Consider the following 17,363-nt stretch of genomic DNA (forward strand, 5'->3'; position numbering starts at 1 on the left):
ACCATACGGAACATTGTTCCGTTTGCCAAGGCCGGTGATGGAGGGAACAGCGCGGTGACTCAGGGCGACGGGATTGTGGCGGGAGCATCCGCGCGCAGGCGGGCCGATGCCGTACGCAACGAGAAGGCCCTGCTCGACGCGGCCGCCGCGGTCTTCGTGACCGCAGGCGTGGAAGCGCCGGTACGAGACATCGCGGCCAGGGCCGGCGTCGGGACGGGCACGATCTACCGGCACTTCCCGACGCGCGCTGACCTGATCATCGCCGTCTACCGGCACCAGGTCGACGCCTGCGCCGAGGCCGGTCCGGCTCTGCTCGCCAGCAGTGCGACTCCACACGCCGCCCTCGGGCGATGGATCGACCTCTTCGTTGACTTCCTGGTCACCAAGCGCGGACTCGCCGGCGTGCTGCAGCCGGACAACGCCGGCTTCGACACGCTGCACGCCTACTTCCTCGACCGCCTCGTGCCCGTGTGCAACCAACTGCTCGGCGCTGCCGCAGAGGCCGGCGAGATACGCCCCGGCATGGACGCGTACGAACTGATGCGCGGGGTCGGCAACCTCTGCATCGGCGCCGACAGCGACCCCAGCTACGACGCCCGGCGCCTGGTCGAGCTGCTCATCGCGGGACTGCTCCGCCGGGGATAGTCACGGCTCTGCCGGTCGTGGCCGCATCGGAACCGCTCCGACGCAGATCGCCCGTGCCGCCGTGGTACCCACCTGCGTCCGCCCGGGACGTGGAGGTCAAGACTTGGGGGCATGGAGTTCCTCTGCTACCACCGGGACCGGCGTGGCTCTCTGGCGCTGCGCGGCGAGCTGCTCGAAGAGCACTGGTCCTACATGGACCGGTACGCGGCGGAGATGATCGCTCGCGGCCCGACTTTCGCCGATGACGGTGACACGCCCACCGGCAGCCTGCACATCGTCGACCTGCCCGATCCCGGCGCCGCTCGGGAGTTCGCCTTCGACGAGCCCAACTACCAGAGCGGTGTGTACCGGGACGTGCTGTTGCGCCGCTGGCGCAACACGCTGGGGCGCACCATGTGGGACTTCCCCGAAGGGCGCAGGGGTGGTGGCCGTTACCTGCTGCTCGGCTTCGGCGCGGGGCAGGCCGCCGACCTCGCCGTGCCGTCGGACCGGGACGGACTGATCGCGTACGGGCCGCTGCTGTCTGACGACGGCACCACCTGGCTGGGTACGGCCGCGCTGGTCCAGGCTTCGGACCCGGACGCGGCGCGCGCCGTCCTGACCCCAGACCGGTACGCCGACATCGAGGTGCACAGGTGGGCGTTCGGCGGGCGGCCGTCGTGACCCGAGGGCGGCTGTGGGCTGCCTCGGTGATCCGGTCCGGGGTGGACGGCGAAACGCCGCCGCCCACCCCGGACCGGGGCCTGGCTCAGGCGATCCGGTAGGCGCGCTCGATCGTCTGCGTCACCGTGTTGCCGGCGGTGTCGGTAGCCGTCATGCGCAGCGACACGAAGCCGGGCCGGCGCGGATGCTTGATCAGGGCGGCGCCGTGGTGGACCGGCAACGCCACCCACGTCCGGCCATCGTCGAACGACGCGGAGACGCCGAGCGTCCGGTTGGGCGCGGCCGCCGACCCGGGATGCCGGTCCAGTGCCACGGGGATGGTCATCGCCCGGCCCGCCCGGGCCGTGTTGGTGTCGTCCAACGCGGGCGTCGGCCGGGCCGTCGTCAGAGGCAGCGGCTCCGGCTTCGACGTGTGCGCCGAGGTGAAGGTCCAGGCCATCGAGACCGACGTCGACAGGGTGTCCGGAGCGCCGCGGGTGACGGTCGCCTCCAGGCGGTAGGTGGCCTTGTCGGCGGGCACCGGGAAGTCCGCGTACGAGCCGTCAGCGGTGGCGATCTCCTTGCCGTTCCTGGACAACCGGTAATGGACCGGCAGGTCGTCACGGCTGGCGGGGCGGCCGGTCGCGTCGCCGAACAGCGGCGGCGACGCGACCGAGATGGTGTCCCCGTCACGGCCCACGTAGCCGAGCGGCGACCAGGCCGGCGGCTGCGCCACGGTGGGCCCGAAGGGCGCCGCGTTCCAGGTCTGGTGGTAGATCTTGCCCGCCTGGAAGGTGGATTCCTGCGTGGTGAGGTTGTCGCCCTCCAGGAACGTGGACGTCCAGACGAGGCCGCCGTCGGTGTTGTAGTACTCGGTGGCGTGGAACGGCAGGTCGAACGAGGTGCTCGAACCGATCGGGCCCGGGCCCCCGGGGGACGCCGCACGGTGGAAGCGGGTCGCGGTCGCGATGCTGGACTGGCTGCGGTAGGTCGTCTTGAGGGTGGCGAGGTTCTTCGGGGAGAGCTTCCTGGTCAGGCCCGTGAACATGTCGCCCTTGCTCACGTACGCGAGGTCGTACGTGTAGGGGCTGTTCCGGAACGTCCCGTCCCGGCCCGGGCGGCCGAGCCCGACGCCCAGTGTGACCGCGAACTCGGGGGCCGCGACGGCGGGCCCGATCCGGCCGAAGAAGACGTCCGCGAACGACGTCCCGCTGAGCTGGACGCCCGGGTAGCGGAAGTTGTCGTTCCAGTTCGCGCTCACGTTGATCGAGAGCGCTGCGGCGTCCCGCTGGGGCACGGTCAGCGAGACCGGCCGGGCGGTGCGGGCGTCGAGCGCCTCGGTGACCGGGCCCCGTACGTCGAGGACCGGCTGCACGAGCAGCGTCGACACGTCGCCCTCGTGGATCGTGCTGTACAGCGCGTAGCGGCCCTTGGGCAGCCGCATCGTGCCACCGCCGGGTTGCCCGGAGAGGGTGGTGAACTCACCGGTGCTCAGGTTCGCCGCCACGGTGTCGTACTCGGTGGCCGGTCTGCCGTCGCGCCCGGTGTGGTCGAGCCGGACGTCGTAGCTCTCGATCTCCCGGTTGAGCGCGAACGGCGTGCGCACCCGCAGGTCCCCGGCGCCGGTCGCGGTCAGCGCGCCCTGGTACACGCCGTCGGGAGCGTCCACCCGGGTGTCCACGGTGATCGTCGCCTCGGCGTGGCCGCCGGCCGGCACGATCAGGGTGGCCGGGCTGACAGTGATCATGCCGGCGGGGGCCGGGCCGACGGTCAACGACAGGGTGACCGGAGCCGTGCCCGCGTTGCGGTAGCCGACAACCTGGGAGACCGGGGTGTCGTCGGCGTGGGGCCAGCGCTGGACCGGGAAGTCGATCGCGGCGATCTCGGCGGCGACCGGCTGGGCGACGGCACGCCCGATGTCCACCCGGCCCGCGCCCTGCTCGTAGAAGCTGTCGTCGCCGGACGGCTTGACCGAGCCCATCAGAGCGGCCTTGAGCTGGGAGCCGGACCAGTCCGGGTGCTGCCCGGCCAGGATGGCGGCCGAGCCCGCCACGTGCGGCGTCGCCATCGACGTGCCCGACATGGGGGCGTAACCGCCACCGGGGGCGGCCGCCACGATGTCGACGCCGGGCGCGCTGATCTCGGGCTTGATGTGGTTGTCGCCGACGCGGGGGCCCCGGCTCGAGAAGTAGGCCCGCTGGTCGTCGGCGTCGACCGCGGCGACGGCGAGGGCGTCGTCAGCGGAGGCCGGCGTCGAGACCGACTTCGGCTTGCCCTCGTTCCCGGCGGCGACCACGAAGAGGGTGCCGTACCGCTGGCTGAGGTCCTGGACCGCGGTCTCCAGCGGATCGAGAGCCGGCGTGTCCGTGTCACCGAGGCTCAGGTTGACCACCCGGGCCTGCTGGGCCGCCCACTGCATGCCGGCGATGATGTCCGAGTCTTGGCACTCCGTGGTGGCGCAGACCTTGCCGACGACCAGCTTCGCGCCGGGTGCCACGCCCCGGTACCTGCCGCCGGACGCGGCGCCGCTGCCGGCGATCGTCGACGCCACGTGGGTGCCATGGCCGACCGTGTCGCCGGGGTCGTTGCCGCCGGTGAAGTCGTGGATCGCGGCGATCTGCCCGGCGAAGTCGGGGTGGTTGGCGTCGATGCCGGTGTCCAGCACCCCGACCGTCACGCCGTCGCCGTCGAAGCCCGCCTGCCAGGCCGTCGGGGCGCCGATCTGCGGCACGCTGCGATCGAGGGAGACGTGGCGCTTGCCGTCCAGCCAGACGTGGGTGATCCCGGCGGCGAGCGCGCGCGCCGACGACGTGCCGCGGGTGAGTGACGACCACAGCTCGACCCGGTCGTCCAGGCCCGCCCGCACGGCCAGCGCGTTGGCGGCGGGCAGGTCGGCCCGCACCCGCGCGGCTCCGGCGGCGGACCGCGCCCGCGTCGCCATGTTCTCCGGGTACGTGACCAGCAGCGGAAGCTCGGCCCTCCGGTCGTCGTAGCCGAAGTCGCCGAGCGCGGTGAGGTCGAACAGCCGCCGGTCGAGCCGCCCGTCACGCAGCATCGGCACCGCGTCGACCGGGATGACGTACTGGTGGCCACCCTCTCGGCTGCTCACGAACCGCATGTCGGCCCGTCCCGGTCCCCGCTCGATCCGCGGGTGGCCGTCCGCGTCCAGCGACACCCGGTCCCCGGTGATCAAAGTGAAGGTGCCGCGCGGTCCGGAGACCGTTGCCGCAGGCTTCTCCTGCGCGTCGGCCGGGGAAGCCGTGAGGCCCGCCGCTGCCAGCGCGGTCGCGAGCACTCCGGCTGTCAGGGCGCGTCGTTGCCGTCGTCGCACATCGTCCTCTCCGCCACGGGCGTCTCCCGGGACGGCACGATGACGCCTGGCACGGCCGGCGGGTTGATCTTCAGGGGTGTGACGGTCGCCACAATCACCCACCGCGCGGGCGCGCCCGGGTGCCCCTCCCGGTTACATGCGCCGGTGACCACGGGACGAGACGTCGGAGAGCGCAGGTCAGATGCGTGACGCCGAGGAGTTCGACGCCCTCTACGCGGCCTGCGCCGGCCGGATCGTGGGTCACGTCTATGCCCTCACCGGCAACCGCAGCGAGGCGGAGGACGCCGTCGCCGAGGCCTTCACCCGGGCGTGGCAGCGCTGGTCGACCGTCCGCGAGGCGGACAGCCCGGAGGCGTGGGTCCGCCGGGTCGCCTCCCGAATCGCGGTGAGCAGTTGGCGCAAGACGTTCAACCGGTTGCGCGCACACCGCCGGGCCGCCGTCGACCAGAGCGTGCCCGGACTCAACGAGGACCACGTCGCCCTGCTGCAGGCGCTGCAACGGCTGACCGCCAACCAGCGTCGCGCCGTCGTGCTGCACCACCTGAACGATCTCAGCGTCGCCGAGGTGGCAGCCGAGATGCAGGCGCCCGTCGGGACCGTCAAGACGTACCTCGCCCGTGGCCGGCGGGCCATGGCCGGGATGCTGAACGAGGCTCGGCAGGAGGAAACCTCCCATGACTGATCCGCACCACGACCTGACGGCTATCGCGGACGCGGTCCGACGAGTCACGACGCTGCCCGCAGCGGGGACGCTGCGCCGCCGTGGCGAGCAGCGCCGGCGGCGCCGCGCGGCCGTCTACGGGGCGGGACTGGCCGTGCTGGTCGTGGCCGCTGGCGCCGCCCTCCTGCCGGCACGGGACCAGACGCCGGATCGGGCTGTCGGGCCTGCGGCCACGGCCACGGTCTCGCCGTCGGTCGTCCCGTCCGTGACCGCCCCGGCCGGACCGCAGGAGATCCTCGGCGGCCGGCGGCAGGTTCTCATCGTGGTGCCCGGCATCGGTCGGGCGGCGCTGGCGATCGGCCGTGACGACGACCGGGTGCGGGCCAGCACCGAGCAGGGCATCGACGACCGCGCGCTCTGGGTCCTGCGCCCCGAAGGAAACAGATTCCGGATCATGCTGGCCGCGGCAAGCGGCGCCAGCCGGGTCTGCATGACCGTGGTGCACGACGCCGTGCCGGGAAGCGTCCGCGGTCGGGTGTGTGACACGACCGCGCAGACGCAGCTCTTCACGATCGAGCAGGTCGCCGACGGCAGTTACTCGATCTTCCAGGGCAAGCGTTACGTCCAGGTCGTCGACGGCACCAACGCCCTGGTCCCCGATCTGCCGGAGGCCCTGACCACGACGTACGAGTTCGAGGACCGGGGCAACCCTCGCGACTGAGTCCGCCGCCCTCGCCGGGGCGGACGGATCAGCCCAGGCGAAGGCTTCCTTCCCCGAGGTCGTCGAGGAGCGCCTGCGGCGCACGCATCCGCCACGCGTCGGTCACGAGCTCCGTCAGGCGATCGACGCCCACCTCCGCCAGGCGCAGCATCACCAGTGGCAGGCCGTCGTAGCCGGGCGTGGTGAAGAAGAGGTCGGGCTCCCCGAGCAGCAGAGCCTGCTTCTCGGCCTCGTCGCCGACGAACACCACCGCGACATCGGTTCGGATCTGGCGCGGCTTGCCCGGACTGCGCTCCGGGTAGGACCAGACGAAACCCCTGCCACCCACGCGGAAGTCGAAGCCCTCGCTGTCGATCTCGACCGCCTGCGGCAGGGCCAGCGCCAGACGGCGAACATCGTCCGCGTCAGCCACCGAGACCCCTCGCGAAGCGCAGAATCGCCATCCGCCCAGGCTACGCGCCGCCAGCCCGAGGATCTGGGTCCGGGCGGACGCCCGGATGAAAAACCGTAATCTGATCTCGCCTGCTGGAGTCGCGGTTGACCTGCGGAGATAACGCTCTCACGAATGGTGGGAGAGTGCTTGACGCGCCCGCGACCCAGCCGCAACGATGCATTTACATGTGTCGCGCTCGTGGCGGCGAACGGCACCTCCGGCGACCGCAACCAGGCTCGGCACCACCCTGCCCACCACCCAGGCGTGATCGGCGCACGCCCCCCGCACCGGGAAAGGACCTACCGTGCGCAGATCCCTGAGATCGTGGCTCGGCGCCGTGCTGAGCGCGATCCTCGTCGTGGGCGGCATCGCGGCCGTGCCACCCGTGGCCAGCGCCGCACCGTTCACCGTGCTGGTGTTCACCAAGACCGCCGGATTCCGGCACGGCTCCATCACCCCGGGCATCACCGCCATCCAGCAGCTCGGCGCCGCCAACGGGTTCACCGTCGAGACCACCGAGGACGCGGCCCAGTTCACCGACGCCAACCTGGACCGGTTCGCCGCGGTGATCTGGCTGTCCACCACCGGCGATGTGCTCAACGCCGCCCAGCAAGCCGCGTTCGAGCGCTACATCCAGGGCGGCGGTGGGTACGTGGGTCTGCACGCCGCCTCCGACACCGAGTACGACTGGCCCTGGTACGGCGGGCTGGTCGGGGCGTACTTCGCCTCGCACCCGGCCGAGCAGACCGCCACCGTCAAGGTCGCCGACCAGGTGCACCCGTCCACCGCGACGCTGCCGCAGCGGTGGAGCCGGTTCGACGAGCTGTACAACTACCGCGCCAACCCACGCGGCAACGTGCACGTGCTGGCGACCCTGGACGAGAGCACCTACAGCGGCGGGAGCATGGGCCCCGACCACCCGATCTCCTGGTGCCAGAACTACTCCGGAGGGCGGTCCTGGTACACCGGCCTCGGCCACACCGACGCGTCGTACACCGACGCGAACTTCCGTCAGCACCTGCTCGGCGGCATCATGACGGCGTCCGGGACGGTCGGCGCGGACTGCGGCGCCACCGTCACCAGCAGCTTCCAGCAGGTGGAGCTGGCCAAGGGCGCGGCCGAGACCGGCGAGCCGATGAGCCTGACCGTCCTGCCCGACCGGGGTGTGCTGCACACCTCGCGCAACGGCGTGATCCGGCACACCGACGCGGCGGGCAACACCAAGGTCGCCGCCACCCTGCCGGTCTACACCGGGGACGAGGAGGGCCTGCAGGGCATCAAGGCCGACCCGAACTTCGCCACCAACCGCTGGGTGTACGCGTACTACGCGCCACCACTGGACACCCCCGGTGGCGGCGCACCGGCCACCGGCACCCCGGCCGACTTCGCCCGCTGGGACGGCGTCAACCGGCTGTCCCGGTTCACGGTCAACGCGGACAACACCCTCAACCTGGCAAGCGAGACGCTGATCCTGAACGTGCCGACGAGCCGGGGCATGTGCTGTCACGTCGGCGGTGACATGGACTTCGACGCGGCCGGCAACCTGTACCTGTCCACCGGCGACGACACCAACCCGTTCGACTCGGCCGGGTTCACCCCGATCGACGAGCGGGCCGGCCGTAACCCGGCCTTCGACGCTCAACGCACCTCGGCGAACAGCAACGACCTGCGCGGCAAGGTCCTCCGGATCAAGCCCGGCGCGGCGGGCGGGTACACCATCCCGGCCGGCAACATGTTCGCCCCGGGCACCGCACGGACCCGTCCGGAGATCTACGCGATGGGCTTCCGCAACCCGTTCCGGATGAGCGTGGACAGGGCCACCGGCATCGTCTACCTCGGTGACTACGGTCCGGACGCGGGCACCGCCGACCCGAACCGAGGGCCGGCGGGCAACGTGGAGTTCGCCCGGATCGACCGGCCCGGGTTCTACGGCTGGCCGTACTGCACCGCCCGGAACGACGCCTACAACGACTACACCTTCCCGTCCGGCCCGTCCGGGCCGAAGTTCGACTGCGCGGGCGGGCCGGTGAACAACTCGCCCAACAACACCGGCGTCACCCAGCTGCCGCCGGCGGTCCCGGCGTGGCTGCCCTACGGCGGCTCCGGCTCCCCGCCGGAGTTCACCGGGGGCGGGCTGTCCCCGATGGGCGGCCCGGTATACCGGTACAACCCGAACAACCCCTCCGACGTGGCGTTCCCGGCGTACTACGACGGGACCTACTTCGCCGGTGAGTTCGGCCGTCGCTGGATCAAGAACATCAAGCTCGACCCGGCCGGCCAACCGTTGAAGATCAATCCGTTCCCGTGGACCGGCACCCAGGTCATGGACATGGAGTTCGGCCCGGACGGCGCGCTCTACGTGCTCGACTACGGCACCGGCTGGTTCAACGGCGACGCCAACTCGGCGCTCTACCGGATCGAGTACGCCCGCACGGGCAGGGCGCCACGTCCGGTGGTCTCGGCCACCCCGACCAGCGGTACGGCGCCGTTGACCGTTGCCTTCTCCTCGGCCGGCACCCTCGACCCGGAGGGTGACCCGTTCACCTACGCCTGGGACTTCGACAACAACGGCACCACCGATTCGACCGCGGCGAACCCGAGCTTCACGTACACCACGAACGGGACCCGCAGCCCGACGTTGACGGTCCGGGACACCACCGGCAAGGCGGCCACCGCGAGCGTGGTCATCACGGTCGGCAACAGCGCGCCGGTGGTCACCGTGAACACCCCGTTGAACGGGCGGACGTTCGCCTTCGGGGACGCCGTGCCGTTCACCGTCACCGTCACCGACGCGCAGGACGGTGCGATCGACTGCGCCCGGGTGAAGGTGAACTACGTCCTCGGTCACGACTCGCACGGCCACCAGCTCAGCAGTGTGCAGGGCTGCACCGGGGTCATCCAGACCTCGGCCGACGGCGAGCACGACACCGCGGCGAACATCTTCGGCATCATCGACGCCGAGTACACCGACCTGGGCGGGGGCGGCCAGCCGCCGCTGACCACGCACACCCAGGCGGTCCTGCAGCCACGGGTACGGCAGGCCGAGCACTTCGGTGACTCGTCCGGCGTCCAGGTCGTCGCGCCGGGTGCGGCCCACGGTGGCGCCGCGGTCGGGTACATCGACAACAACGACTGGATCTCGTTCCGCCCGTACAACCTGACCGGCGTCCAGTCGTTCAGCGTCCGGGCAGGAGCCCCGGCCGGTGCCGGCGGCACGCTGGAGCTACGGGTCGACTCGCCCACCGGGCCGCTGGTCGGCTCGACCACCGTGACACCCACCGGCGGGCACGGCACGTTCGCCTCGTTCACCGGCGGGGTCACCGCCCCGACCGGTACGCGCACCCTGTTCCTGGTGTTCAAGGGCGGCGGCGGGATGTACGACGTCGACGAGTTCACCCTCTCCACCAGCCCCGGCGGTCCCGGACCCGACCCGGACCCCGAGCCGGGCGCCAACCTGGCCCGGGGCAAGCCGGCGCGGGCATCCAGTTTCGAGGGCGCCTACGTCGCGGCCAACGCGTTCGACGGGGCGCTCGGCACCCGTTGGGGCAGCGCGTTCAGCGACCCGCAGTGGATCGACGTCGACCTGGGCGCGAGCTACAGCATCAACCGGGTCAAGCTGACCTGGGAGGCGGCGTACGGCAGTGGATACCAGATCCAGACCTCACCGGACGGGGTCAACTTCACCACGATCCGGACGGTGACCGGCGGTGACGGCGGGGTGGACGACCTGACCGGGCTCACCGGCTCCGGCCGGTACATCCGGCTCACCGGCACCACCCGGGGCACCGCCTGGGGCTACTCGCTGTTCGAGTTCGAGGTGTACGGCGGCACCGGCGGCCCGACCGGCCCCGGCCCCAACCTGCTGTTGAACAAGCCGACTCTGACGTCCAGCAACGAGGGGGCCGACGTGTCCGGCGCCCAGGCGGTGGACGGCAGCCTCACCACCCGGTGGTCGAGCGCGTTCTCCGACCCGCAGTGGATCCGGGTCGACCTCGGCAGCCCGACCGCGATCGGCCGGGTGAAGCTGAGCTGGGAGGCGGCGTACAGCAGCGCGTACGTCATCCAGACCTCGAACGACGGCACCACCTGGACCACCGTGAAGACGGTGACCGGCGCCGACGGCGGTGTGGACGAGCACACCGCGCTCGGCGCCAACGGTCGCTACCTGCGGATCTACGGCACCGCCCGGGGCACGCCGTGGGGCCACTCGCTCTGGGAGCTGGAGGCGTACGCGAGCTGAACCATCACCGATGACGTGGCCGGCACGGGGAAACCCGTGCTGGCCACGTCCGTGTTGGACTTCCATTGCATATGCCGGCTATCGGTATATGCTTTTCGGTATGACCGAGAGTCCACTTCGGGAGCCGACGTTCCTGGTGCTCACCGCGTTGGCCGAGGCACCCAGGCACGGCTATGCCGTCATCGAGGACGTGCTGCGCATCTCCGACGGCCGGGTGCGCCTTCGCGCGGGCACCCTCTACGCCGTTCTCGACCGGCTCCGCGCCGACGGCCTCATCGAGGTCGAGCGCGAGGAGGTGGTGCAGTCGCGGTTGCGCCGCTACTACCGACTCACCGCCCTCGGCGCGCGTCGACTCGCCGAGGAGGCGGCCCGCCTGCGGCACAACGCCGACGCGGCTCGCGTACGGCTGCGCCGCGGCGGCCTGCTGACCGACGGGGGTGCGGCGTGAGCAGCGACGACCTGGAGCGCCGCTACCGGCGGCTGCTGGCCGTCTACCCGTGGGAGCACCGCCGGGCGTACGAGGACGAGATGCTGGCCGTGCTCGTCGCCGGCGCGCGGCCGGGCCAGCGGCGACCCGTCGCCGGTGACGTGCTGAATCTGGTCGGTGCCGGGCTGCGGGCCCGGCTGCGGGTGAACGCACGAGGGTTCACCGAGTCGACCTGGGCGGACGCGGCGGCGGTGACCGGCCTGCTGGGCGGGCTCCTTCTGCTCGCCCTCGCCGGGAAGTCGCTGCTTGACCAGCTCGTCCGGAACCCGGGTCTGCCGCCGGGATTCGGGCCGGGAGGCCCCGACCTCGTCGACTGGCTGCGCGTGGCCGGCTGGGCGGTCGTCTGCGCGGCCGCTCTGGCCGGGTGGCGCTGGGTGGCCGCCGGTCTGGCCTGGGCCGGCGTGATCGGCTGGGGCGCGCTGGTCGCACCGCAGGCCAGCGACAACCTGACGTACGTGGTGGACACCCTGCCGCAGTTCGCGCTCGCCGTGGTGGCGGCCGTCGCACTCACCGTGCTGGCTCCGCGGCACCGGCTGCTCGCGCTGCTGGGCGTACGCCGGTTGTTGGCGCTGCTGCTCGCGCCGGCCGCGGCGGTCGCGCTGCTGGAGGTCAACCGGGTGAACAGGCCCGGGTTCGACCCTGACGGCGGGGTCAGTTACCAAATCTTCTACGGCCTTGAGGCCAGCAGTGAGCTGGTCCTCTGGCTCTACGTCGCCGGTCTGGTGGCCGCCGCGCTGGCCATGCTGGTCGCGCTGGCCACGCTCGACCCCGGGGTACGTCGGCGGATCGTCGTCATGCTCCTGCCGGTGGCCGCGCTCGCCCTCGTGATCGACAGTGCCCTCGCCGGCTGGGCCACCTCCACGATGCACATGGGACACACCATCGCCCTGGTGCCCGTGCAGTGGGCGATGCTGGTTCTCGTCCCACCGGTGACGTTCCTGGCCGGTGCACTGCTCGTCCGTCGCCGGGAGGAGACGCTGCGCATGGTCGCCATCGGTAGGGCCGCGGATCGTGAGCGGCCAGCGGGCTAGTCGTCGGCGACGGCCACCGGCTCCGAGCCGATGCAGCGCACCTTCAGCTCGTACTCGCCGGCCGACCCCTCGAACTTTACCTCGACGTCGTCGTCCGGCCCCCGATCCACGTCGCGGACCCGGTAGCCCTGGGCAGGAGCCCAGGAGACGAGGCGTACCCCGTCGGCGCCGCACTCGGCCACGGCCGTGCCGCCCGCGGTGGCGAAACCCCGACGGACCCCGGAGCTCGCGGTCGGCGCCGCGCTCGCCGTGGACGGTGAGGCGCCCGTCGTGCCGGCGGGCGCCGGCTCCGGCGAGGCGAGCGCGCGTTCGATGTCCGCCTCGCTGCGTATCCCGCCCGGGGTGCCGGTGATGCTCTCGCCCACCAGCCGGATCGCGCCCAACCCGATCAGGGTGGCCACGGCGGCGGTGGCCACCCACCCGGTGGCGACGAGGATCGGACGACGGCCCATCCCCCGACTATCCCCGATCCATCGTTGTCGCCGGCATATCCGGAGGCTAAGGCACGGTTAACGTCCGCCTCGGTCCCCGCCGCAGCGGCTAGCCTGCCAGCTGTGGCCCGCCTGCTGCTCATCGAGGACGACCTGACGATCCGTACACCGCTGATCCGGGCGTTGCGGGAACGCGGCCACGCGGTGGCCGCCGCCTCGACCGCGATGGCCGGGCTCCGCGACGCGCTGGACGACCGGCCCGACCTCGTCGTGCTCGACCTGGGGCTGCCCGACCTGGACGGACGTGAGCTGCTGCGGATGCTGCGGGCGGTCAGCTCGGTGCCGGTCATCGTGGCCACCGCCCGCGACGACGAGGCCGAAATCGTCCGGGTCCTCGACGCGGGGGCCGACGACTACGTGGTCAAGCCGTTCACCGCGGCCCAGCTCGACGCCCGCGCGCGGGCCGTGCTCCGGCGGGGCACCTCCGGCACCGGCCCGCAGGACCCTGCACTCGTCGTCGGCGGGCTGCGGATCGACCCCCGGGCCCGACAGGTCACCCTGGACGGCACGACGGTCGAGCTGACGCCCCGCGAGTTCGATCTGCTGCACCACCTCGCCGGCCGGCCGGGTCAGGTGGTCACCAAGCGCGAGCTGCTCACCGAGGTCTGGCAGATCCCGTACGGCGGCGCCGACAAGACCGTCGACGTGCACCTGTCCTGGTTGCGCCGCAAGTTGGGTGAGAGCGCTCTGGAACCCCGCTACCTGCACACCGTGCGCGGCGTCGGGGTGCGGCTGGAGGCGCCGGGGGCACAGCGGTGAGGGCCCGGCTCGCGCTGCTGGTCGCCGCGGTCAGCGTCCTCACCCTGATCGCGTTCCTCGTGCCGCTGGCGCTGCTGGTCCGCACCGTCGCCGAGGACCGGGCCACCGTCCGGGCCACCGCTGACGCGCAGAGCCTGGTACCGGTGGTCGGCACCGCCGACGCGGCGACCATCCGGCTCACCGTCGAGCAGCTCGCCGCGGAGTCCGGTCGACCGGTGAGCGTCTTCCTGCCGGACGGCACGGTGCTCGGCGCCCCGGTGCCCCGTACGCCCGCAGTGGCCCTGGCCGCGCGCGGGCAGAGCCTCACGGGGGAGTCGGCGGCCGGCCGGGAGGTGGTCATCGCGGTGCAGGGCCGGGCCGACGGCACCGGAGTGATCCGGATCCTGGTGCCTCCGCACGAGTTGACCGCCGGGGTGACCCGGGCCTGGCTGGTGCTGGCCCTGCTCGGAGTGGTCCTGGTGGTGATCGGGCTGGTGGTCGCCGACCGGCTGGCGCGCACCCTGGTCCGGCCGATCAGCGACCTCTCCGCCGTGTCCCACCGGCTCGCGAACGCCGAGCTGGACGCCCGGGTCGTGCCGGCCGGCCCGGCGGAGCTGCGTGAGGTGGCCGGGGCCCTCAACCACCTTGCCGGGCGGATCCAGGTGCTCCTGCTCCAGGAGCGCGAGCAGGTCGCCGACCTGTCGCACCGGCTGCGGACGCCGCTGACGGCGCTGCGGCTGGAGGCGGAGTCGCTGCGCGACCCGGACGACGCGGCACGGATCACCGCCGCCGCCGACGGGCTGGAACGGGCGGTCACCGGCCTGATCCGGCAGGCCCGCTGGCGCCGGTCACCGGCGACGGGAGCGGCCACCTCGGACGCCGCGACGATCGTCGCCGACCGGGTCGCGTTCTGGTCGGTGCTGGCCGAGGACACCGGCCGGACCGTCACCCTCGACCTGGCGCCCGGCCCGCTTCCGGTCGGTGTGCCCGCCGACGATCTGGCGGCGGCCGTGGACGCCCTGCTCGGCAACGTCTTCGCGCACACCCCCGACGGCACGCCGTTCGCCGTCCGGCTCGCCCGGGAAGAGGGCCAGGCGCTGCTCACGATCACCGACGATGGCCCGGGGATGCCGGCCGGGGCGGTGCGGCGGGGTGCCAGCCCGGCCGGGTCGACCGGCCTCGGCCTGGACATCGCCCGCCGTGCCGCGCAGGCCGGCGGCGGTCGGCTGGAGCTGCGTACCGGTCCGGAGGGCGGGGTGCAGGTGCTGCTCCGGCTCGGGCCGCCGACGCCCGGGCGACCAGCGGTGGACGGCGGGCCCAGGCCCGCCGGGAACGGCTTAACCCGGCCTTAGCGTCCGGACAGCGCGGCGCTATCCCGATCCAACCGATCCTCGAAGTCGACAACCGAGGAAAGGTGGGCATCACGATGAAGCGCAGCTCTCTGCTCCTGGCGTCGGTCGGCGGAGCGGCGGTGCTGGCCGTGGCCGGGGTCGCCGTCGGCGTGAGCGCCGCCGGCGACCCACGGGCCAGCGGCACGACACTCGCCGCCGCCACCGTCGGTCCGACGGCCACGGACGCGCCGGACGACAGCGCCACCCGCGGCACGACGCCCGCGCCGGGTACCAGCGGCACGACCGCCGCGCCGAGCACCAGCGGTACGCCGTCGGGAGGTGGTTCGCCGGCGGGCGCGGCGGTCAACGAGCAGCGCGCCGGCGAGATCGCGCTCGCCAGGGCCGGCGGCGGCCGGATCACCGAGGTGGAGGCCGAGCAGGAGCACGGCCGACCAGTCTGGAGCGTCGAGATCATCGCCGGCGACATCGAGCACGAGGTGGACGTCGACCGGGACAACGGCACGGTGGTCAAGGCCGAACAGGAGTCCGTCGACGACGGTGACGACGACGGCGACGACCGGAACGACGATGACGATGACGACAGGGCCGGCGACGACGACTGACGCCGGGTTGCCGCCGCCCGCTACGGACGCACCGTGGCGGGCGGCGGTACGAAGGCATTTCTCAGACGGCCGCGACGCGCTCCTCCTGGGCCGCCGGCCCGTCCTGGTCGAACTGGGTGCGGTACAGGTCCTGGTACCGGCCACCGGCGGCGAGCAGCTCGCTGTGGCGCCCGCGTTCCACGATGCGTCCGTCCTCGACGACGAGGATCTGGTCGGCCGCACGGATGGTGGACAGCCGGTGCGCGATGACCACACTGGTCCGGCCGGTCAGGGCCTCGGCGAGGGCGTCCTGTACGGCGGCTTCCGACGTGGAGTCCAGATGCGCCGTGGCCTCGTCGAGGATGACCACACGGGGACGGGCCAGCAGTAGCCGCGCGATGGTGAGGCGTTGCCGTTCCCCGCCCGACAGGCGGTACCCCCGTTCACCGACGACGGTGTCGAGCCCATCCGGAAGTGAGCGGATCAGGGTGTCGAGCCGGGCCCGTCCCAGTACCTCCCACATCTCCTCCTCGGTCGCATCCGGCCGGGCGAAAACCAGGTTGGCGCGGATGCTCTCGTGGAACAGGTGCCCGTCCTGGGTCACCACGCCGAGTGCCGTTCGGATCGACTCGGCCGACAGGTCGCGTACGTCGACGTCGCCGAGCTTCACCGTGCCACCCTCGACGTCGTACAGGCGCGGCACGAGTTGGGCGATCGTCGACTTGCCCGCTCCGGAGGAGCCGACGAGGGCCACCATCTGCCCGGCTTCGGCGCGGAACGACACGCCGTGCAGCACCTCCTCACCGCCGCGCGTATCGAGCTTCGTCACGTCCTCAAGGGAGGCGAGGGACACCTTGTCGGCCGAGGGGTAGCCGAACCGTACCGCGTCGAATTCGACCGCGACCGGCCCGTCCGGGAGCGGCCGGGCGTCGGACCTGTCGAGGATCAGCGGCTTGAGATCGAGGATCTCGAACACCCGCTCGAAGCTCACCAGGGCGCTCATCACCTCGACCCGGGCGCTGGCCAGCGACGTCAACGGCGCGTAGAGGCGCGACAGCAGCAGCGCGAGCGCGACCACGGTGCCGGCGTCGAGGCTGCCCCGAAGGGCGTAGAGACCCCCCAGCCCGTAGACCAGTGCCAGCGCCAACGAGCCGACAACGGTGAGCGCGGTGATGAAGACCCACTGGAGCATGGCGGCACGGATGCCGATGTCGCGCACCCGCCGCGCCCGCGCCGCGAACTCGGCCGACTCCTCGGCCGGACGTCCGTACAGCTTGACCAGTGTCGCGCCGGGTGCCGAGAAGCGCTCGGTCATCCGGGTGCTCATGGCCGCGTTGTGCTCCGCCGCCTCGCGCTGCAACCGGGCGAGCCGCGAACCCATCCGCCGGGCCGGGAGGACGAAGATGGGCAGCAGGACGAGCGCCAGCAGCGTGATCTGCCACGAGAAGCTGAGCATCACCGCCAGCGTCAGGAGCAGTGTCACGGCGTTGCCGACCACACCCGACAGGGTGTTGCTGAAGGCCCGCTGCGCGCCGATCACGTCGTTGTTCAGACGGCTGACCAGCGCACCGGTGCGGGTCCGGGTGAAGAACGCCACCGGCATGCGCTGGACGTGATCGAAGACGGCTGTCCGCAGCTGGACGATCAGTCCCTCGCCGATGCTGGCGGACAGGAACCGCGTCACCAGGCCCAGGCCGGCTTCGGCCAGGGCGATCACGGCGATCAGCACGGCCAACCGGATCACGATGCCGCTGTCGGCGCCGTCGACGATCGCGTCCACGACCCGTCCGGCGAGGACCGGTGCCGCCACCGTGAGGGCCGCTGTCACCACGCTCAACAGCAGGAACCTGATGATCAAAGCTCGGTGCGGCCGCGCGAACCGCGCGATGCGCTTCAGGGTCGCCCGGGACAGTGGTCGTTCGTCCTGCGCGTTCATCGCGTGGTGCAGGGACGTCCACGCGGTAACTTCCATGCTCATGCCGTACCTCCGCGAAGAAGGCTAGAACCTCG

14 protein-coding genes are annotated in these 17,363 nt (G+C 72.2%); 10 read left to right on the forward strand and 4 right to left on the reverse strand.

What is annotated here, in order from left to right:
- Window positions 1-54 precede the first annotated feature (54 nt).
- Both ACWD5O_RS03945 and ACWD5O_RS03950 read left to right on the forward strand, forming a co-directional pair.
- Window positions 55-645 carry a TetR/AcrR family transcriptional regulator gene (locus ACWD5O_RS03945; protein WP_450084510.1) on the forward strand — a complete coding sequence of 197 codons (591 nt, stop codon included), beginning with the start codon at window positions 55-57 and terminating at the stop codon, window positions 643-645.
- Window positions 646-756: 111 nt separating this feature from the next.
- A complete protein-coding gene (locus ACWD5O_RS03950) occupies window positions 757-1,308 on the forward strand; it encodes a YciI family protein (RefSeq protein WP_450084511.1) in 552 nt (183 codons plus the stop codon).
- An 85-nt stretch (window positions 1,309-1,393) separates the two neighbouring features.
- On the opposite strand, the gene ACWD5O_RS03955 is transcribed toward ACWD5O_RS03950, so the two are convergent.
- Window positions 1,394-4,618 (reverse strand): S8 family peptidase, encoded by a 3,225-nt coding sequence (locus ACWD5O_RS03955; protein ID WP_450084512.1) that lies wholly within the window; start codon window positions 4,616-4,618, stop codon window positions 1,394-1,396.
- A gap of 181 nt (window positions 4,619-4,799) precedes the next feature.
- On the opposite strand from ACWD5O_RS03955, the gene ACWD5O_RS03960 reads away from it, so the two are divergent.
- Both ACWD5O_RS03960 and ACWD5O_RS03965 read left to right on the forward strand, forming a co-directional pair.
- A complete protein-coding gene (locus ACWD5O_RS03960) occupies window positions 4,800-5,300 on the forward strand; it encodes a SigE family RNA polymerase sigma factor (protein WP_354966101.1) in 501 nt (166 codons plus the stop codon).
- On the forward strand, window positions 5,293-6,000 hold the full coding sequence (locus ACWD5O_RS03965) for a hypothetical protein (protein WP_450084513.1): 708 nt from the start codon (window positions 5,293-5,295) through the stop codon (window positions 5,998-6,000). Before ACWD5O_RS03960 ends, ACWD5O_RS03965 begins: the two co-directional genes overlap by 8 nt.
- Window positions 6,001-6,028: 28 nt before the next feature.
- On the opposite strand, the gene ACWD5O_RS03970 is transcribed toward ACWD5O_RS03965, so the two are convergent.
- Window positions 6,029-6,412, reverse strand: coding sequence for an MmcQ/YjbR family DNA-binding protein (locus ACWD5O_RS03970; RefSeq protein ID WP_354966099.1), 384 nt, complete (start codon window positions 6,410-6,412; stop codon window positions 6,029-6,031).
- A gap of 325 nt (window positions 6,413-6,737) precedes the next feature.
- Here ACWD5O_RS03970 and ACWD5O_RS03975 point away from each other — a divergent pair, with 325 nt between their 5' ends.
- The 3 genes from ACWD5O_RS03975 to ACWD5O_RS03985 all read left to right on the forward strand — a co-directional run bounded on the left by ACWD5O_RS03975 (window position 6,738) and on the right by ACWD5O_RS03985 (window position 12,191).
- Entirely contained in the window at window positions 6,738-10,673 is a 3,936-nt protein-coding gene (locus ACWD5O_RS03975; protein ID WP_450084514.1) for a ThuA domain-containing protein, read from the forward strand.
- Window positions 10,674-10,773: 100 nt separating this feature from the next.
- Window positions 10,774-11,121 carry a PadR family transcriptional regulator gene (locus tag ACWD5O_RS03980; protein ID WP_354966097.1) on the forward strand — a complete coding sequence of 116 codons (348 nt, stop codon included), beginning with the start codon at window positions 10,774-10,776 and terminating at the stop codon, window positions 11,119-11,121.
- A complete protein-coding gene (locus ACWD5O_RS03985; RefSeq protein WP_450084515.1) occupies window positions 11,118-12,191 on the forward strand; it encodes a hypothetical protein in 1,074 nt (357 codons plus the stop codon). Before ACWD5O_RS03980 ends, ACWD5O_RS03985 begins: the two co-directional genes overlap by 4 nt.
- On the opposite strand, the gene ACWD5O_RS03990 is transcribed toward ACWD5O_RS03985, so the two are convergent.
- On the reverse strand, window positions 12,188-12,643 hold the full coding sequence (locus tag ACWD5O_RS03990; protein ID WP_450084516.1) for a septum formation initiator: 456 nt from the start codon (window positions 12,641-12,643) through the stop codon (window positions 12,188-12,190). The genes ACWD5O_RS03985 and ACWD5O_RS03990 overlap by 4 nt on opposite strands.
- Before the next feature lie 102 nt (window positions 12,644-12,745).
- Here ACWD5O_RS03990 and ACWD5O_RS03995 point away from each other — a divergent pair, with 102 nt between their 5' ends.
- The 3 genes from ACWD5O_RS03995 to ACWD5O_RS04005 all read left to right on the forward strand — a co-directional run bounded on the left by ACWD5O_RS03995 (window position 12,746) and on the right by ACWD5O_RS04005 (window position 15,374).
- Window positions 12,746-13,441, forward strand: coding sequence for a response regulator transcription factor (locus tag ACWD5O_RS03995; RefSeq protein WP_450084517.1), 696 nt, complete (start codon window positions 12,746-12,748; stop codon window positions 13,439-13,441).
- Entirely contained in the window at window positions 13,438-14,772 is a 1,335-nt protein-coding gene (locus ACWD5O_RS04000) for an ATP-binding protein (protein WP_450084518.1), read from the forward strand. Before ACWD5O_RS03995 ends, ACWD5O_RS04000 begins: the two co-directional genes overlap by 4 nt.
- 74 nt (window positions 14,773-14,846) lie before the next feature.
- Window positions 14,847-15,374: a PepSY domain-containing protein gene (locus ACWD5O_RS04005; RefSeq protein WP_450084519.1), complete on the forward strand. Its 528-nt coding sequence runs from the start codon at window positions 14,847-14,849 to the stop codon at window positions 15,372-15,374.
- 61 nt (window positions 15,375-15,435) lie between these two features.
- Here the strand turns inward: ACWD5O_RS04005 and ACWD5O_RS04010 are convergent, their stop codons facing one another.
- The gene (locus tag ACWD5O_RS04010) at window positions 15,436-17,331 is read right to left on the reverse strand and encodes an ABC transporter ATP-binding protein (protein WP_450004990.1); all 1,896 of its coding nucleotides are present in this window, start codon (window positions 17,329-17,331) and stop codon (window positions 15,436-15,438) included.
- Window positions 17,332-17,363: the final 32 nt, after the last annotated feature.

This window comes from Micromonospora sp. NPDC005161 (assembly GCF_053599855.1).